This is a genomic window from Catenibacterium sp. UBA627, from assembly GCF_002299355.1.
GTDB lineage: Bacteria > Bacillota_I > Bacilli_A > Erysipelotrichales > Coprobacillaceae > Catenibacterium > Catenibacterium mitsuoka.
On sequence record NZ_DBPF01000016.1, the window covers coordinates 7,470 to 10,978 of the forward strand.

A 3,509-nucleotide genomic window follows, 5' to 3' on the forward strand; every position below is an offset into this window, starting at 1 on the left:
AAGAACAAGAGAATATGTAAAATCATGTGAAATACCAGATGGGCATCTATTTGGTGTTTTCTTTTACTAAAAAACCATATAGTCGTATATATGACTATATGGTCTGATTATTTCTCTTTGAGTACAGTATACATATTAACTAAAGATAATATGATAGATATACCGAAGAATAGTGTATCGAGAATATTGGAACTTATACCCAATTCATCTATAAGAATAGCTGTGTTCCACAAAGATATTGCAGCAGATATAGAAATACCTAAAGAAATCAAAACAAGTAGTACGCTATTATTATGATTACGTTTGATGAATAGGAATAAGAGTAACTGTAGAATCAACACAATTAAGAAGTAAATAATAGTTGTAGACATGATTTTCCTCTTTTCTTTATGTTAAGTATTTTTACAAATATATTGTATCATAATAATAATATCAACGAATATATGTTTGAATAAGTATTGTAGAATGAATAATGCATACATACAATGTATTAAAGTGTTCACTATAGATTTGTGCCAATCACTTTTTTCATTTTATGCAAAAAAAAGCTTTTAGAAGATAATAAGTGTATGATGCCTTCTAGGAGGATTAAAGATATGGATTTAGCTATTTCACTTGCTACACAAATTGGAGCTTTATTTATTATGATAGGAGTAGGATATGTACTGATTAAAACAGATATATGTACAATATCAGAATCAAAACTTTTATCACAGATTGTATTATATGTTTCTGCACCTTGTGCAATCATCAATTCATTCCAGATTGACTTGACAGAAGAAAAATTAAAAGGTTTCTTACTGTCTATTGGCGCAGCTATTCTTGTACATATTATTTATTATATACTTGCTAAGATACTCACAAAGAAATGTCATTTTAATGCGATTGAATCAATGTCCATCATGTATCCTAACTGTGGAAACTTGATTCTTCCTCTTGTTTCTATCGTATTAGGGAACGAAATGGTTTTCTATTGTTCAGGTTATATGATTGTACAGACTATATTATTGTGGACACATTGTAAGTTTATTATTAGTGAAGATACACACTTTGATTTAAAGAAGATCCTCTTGAACATCAACATGATTGCAATTGCAGCAGGTATCATTATGTTCTTCTTACAGATTAAATTACCTACGATGTTTCAGAGTGCTGTATCTGGTATGGGCAGCTTAATGGGACCATTGAGTATGTTTGTAGTAGGAATGTTACTTGCGGGTATGAATATGAAGGAAGTCTTTACCGATGTCCGTGCTTATGTCGTATGTTTCCTTCGTTTAGTTGTATTCCCAGTAATTATTTTATTAGTTTTTATTTTTACAGGTATGACAAAACTATTCCCAAGTGCATCACAGGTATTAATGATTTCATTACTTGCAGCCAGTGGTCCTGCAGCTTCTACTGTGACTCAGTTTGCGCAATTATATGATAATCATGCTTTTGAAAGTTCAGTTATTAACGCATTATCTGTTCTTTTATGTATTATTACTATGCCAATCATTAATATCATCTATACGTTTATGTTGTAATATGTAAAAACAACGTGCATAATAGTGAATATAAGGAGGGCTAAAATGTCACAAACTACGAAACGCGCTATTGAAGCGTCATTGAAACATTTATTATTAAAGAAGCCTCTTGATAAGATCACTATTAATGATATTGCAGAAGACTGTGGTATCAGCCGTATGACTTTCTATTATCATTTCCAGGATATTTATGATCTCGTAGAATGGTCATGTATTCAGGATGCTGAAGAAGTATTACAGGGCCATAAAACATCTGATACATGGGAAGAAGGTCTCTATGCACTCTTTGGTGCTATCTTAGACAACAAACCATTTGTCACTAATGTTTATCGTTCTGTTAGTCGTGAACATGTAGAAACATATCTTTATAGAATTGTATATAAGTTATTAAAGGATGTTGTAGATGAACAGGCTGTAGGAATGAATGTCAGAGAAGATGATAAAGAGTTCCTTGCGAATTTCTATAAGTATTCTTTTGTCGGTCTTACATTAGAATGGATCAATAATGACATGCGACAGGACCCAGAACTTATTATCCGTAAACTAGATAAAGCAATCAAAGGAAACATCAAAGCGGCCTTAAAACGCTATGAAACCTTTTAAACAAAAACACTATAATGTATAAAGAATAAACATCTTGTATGGGATGTTTATTTTTTTATATTTTATTTTTCTATACTATGAAGATAAGGGGGATTGCTATGGATTTATTTGTGAAGCCAAGAAAAAGAGAAAACATTGATGCACATAATGCCTATATATTGGGGAGTGACTTTACTAGCTTAGTGACTGCCTGTTATTTATTGAGAGATGGTTCATTAAAGGGTGAACATATTCATATTATAGATTCAGTAGATTCATTTCACCATTATGAGTCTTATCTTTCTTTTGTAGATAATCGTAGTTTCTATTTATGGGATATATTACGTTCCATACCTTCTATAGAAACAGAGGGACTCACTGTTTTAGATGAAATGACTTATTTAAATCATGATGCACCTATGAAGACTAGTCATAATATACAACTAAGTGATCAATTGATATCAGAACTTGTTCATTTCTTCTTTACTTCAGATGAACAATTAAAAGGTAAACAGGTTAAAGATGTATTCAGTCAGGACTTTATGGAATCTGATTTCTACTATTATTGGCATGCTTTATTTCCAGTCAATGATGCTTATTCTTTTAAAGTGACATTACATCGTTATATGCATATATTGACCTCGCACAGTATGATTTCTCCTAAGTACTGCATGTATGAATCAGTGATTGTACCTATTATAGAATATCTAGATGCACATCATGTTGTCTTCCATTTCAATACTGAAGTGACTCATATAGAAATAGAAGACAATAAAGCCACTGCTTTTACAATTAAGAGTGAAGGCATAGAAGAGACTATAGGTCTGACAAGCCAGGATCTTCTATTTATTCATACAAGTCAAAGTAAAGATTCTATAGTCCATGCAGTTATTACAACTCAGGATGAAAAAATCATCCATTACTTAAGAAATATTCTTCAAAAAGATCCACTTTCTGGTGAAGATATTACAGGCGGTGTTATTCCAATTAATGAATCAGCCTGGGAACTCAATTGGACAATACCAAGACAGCCTTACTATAAGAACCAGAAAGAGAATGAATGTGTCATTCTACTTCATGGATTACATCCAGAGAAAACCGGTAATTATGTAGAAAAGTCTATGTTAGAAAGTAAGGGATATGAGATATGTGCAGAATGGCTTTATCATTTAGGTATTCCACAAGATAAAATCAATGAACTCTCATTAATGTCTGCTTCTACCGTTTCTTACACTCATACTAGTACTCATTGTGAAGCACACATCAATGGATTAAATTATGCTTATATAGGTGAAGGAGTTTCATTACCTTATGAATATCCAGGAAGCTTAGATTATCTCGTACATACCGCAATGAATGCAGTGTATTGTTTATTACATATCACTAGAAGTATTCCTA

At 31.7% G+C, this 3,509-nt stretch carries 4 protein-coding genes; 3 read left to right on the forward strand and 1 reads right to left on the reverse strand.

Annotation, left to right across the window (positions count from 1 at the left end):
* Positions 1-107 precede the first annotated feature (107 nt).
* Complete coding sequence (locus B2S90_RS01210; RefSeq protein ID WP_055233270.1) at positions 108-371, reverse strand: hypothetical protein; 264 nt, start codon at positions 369-371, stop codon at positions 108-110.
* A gap of 225 nt (positions 372-596) precedes the next feature.
* On the opposite strand from B2S90_RS01210, the gene B2S90_RS01215 reads away from it, so the two are divergent.
* From B2S90_RS01215 to B2S90_RS01225, 3 genes are all read left to right on the forward strand, one after another.
* Entirely contained in the window at positions 597-1,529 is a 933-nt protein-coding gene (locus B2S90_RS01215) for an AEC family transporter (RefSeq protein ID WP_055233269.1), read from the forward strand.
* A 45-nt stretch (positions 1,530-1,574) separates the two neighbouring features.
* Positions 1,575-2,132, forward strand: coding sequence for a TetR/AcrR family transcriptional regulator (locus B2S90_RS01220; protein ID WP_006504883.1), 558 nt, complete (start codon positions 1,575-1,577; stop codon positions 2,130-2,132).
* A 98-nt stretch (positions 2,133-2,230) separates the two neighbouring features.
* Positions 2,231-3,509, forward strand: a 1,279-nt coding sequence (locus B2S90_RS01225; protein WP_286696420.1) for an oleate hydratase, incomplete at its 3' end; no start/stop codon positions are given.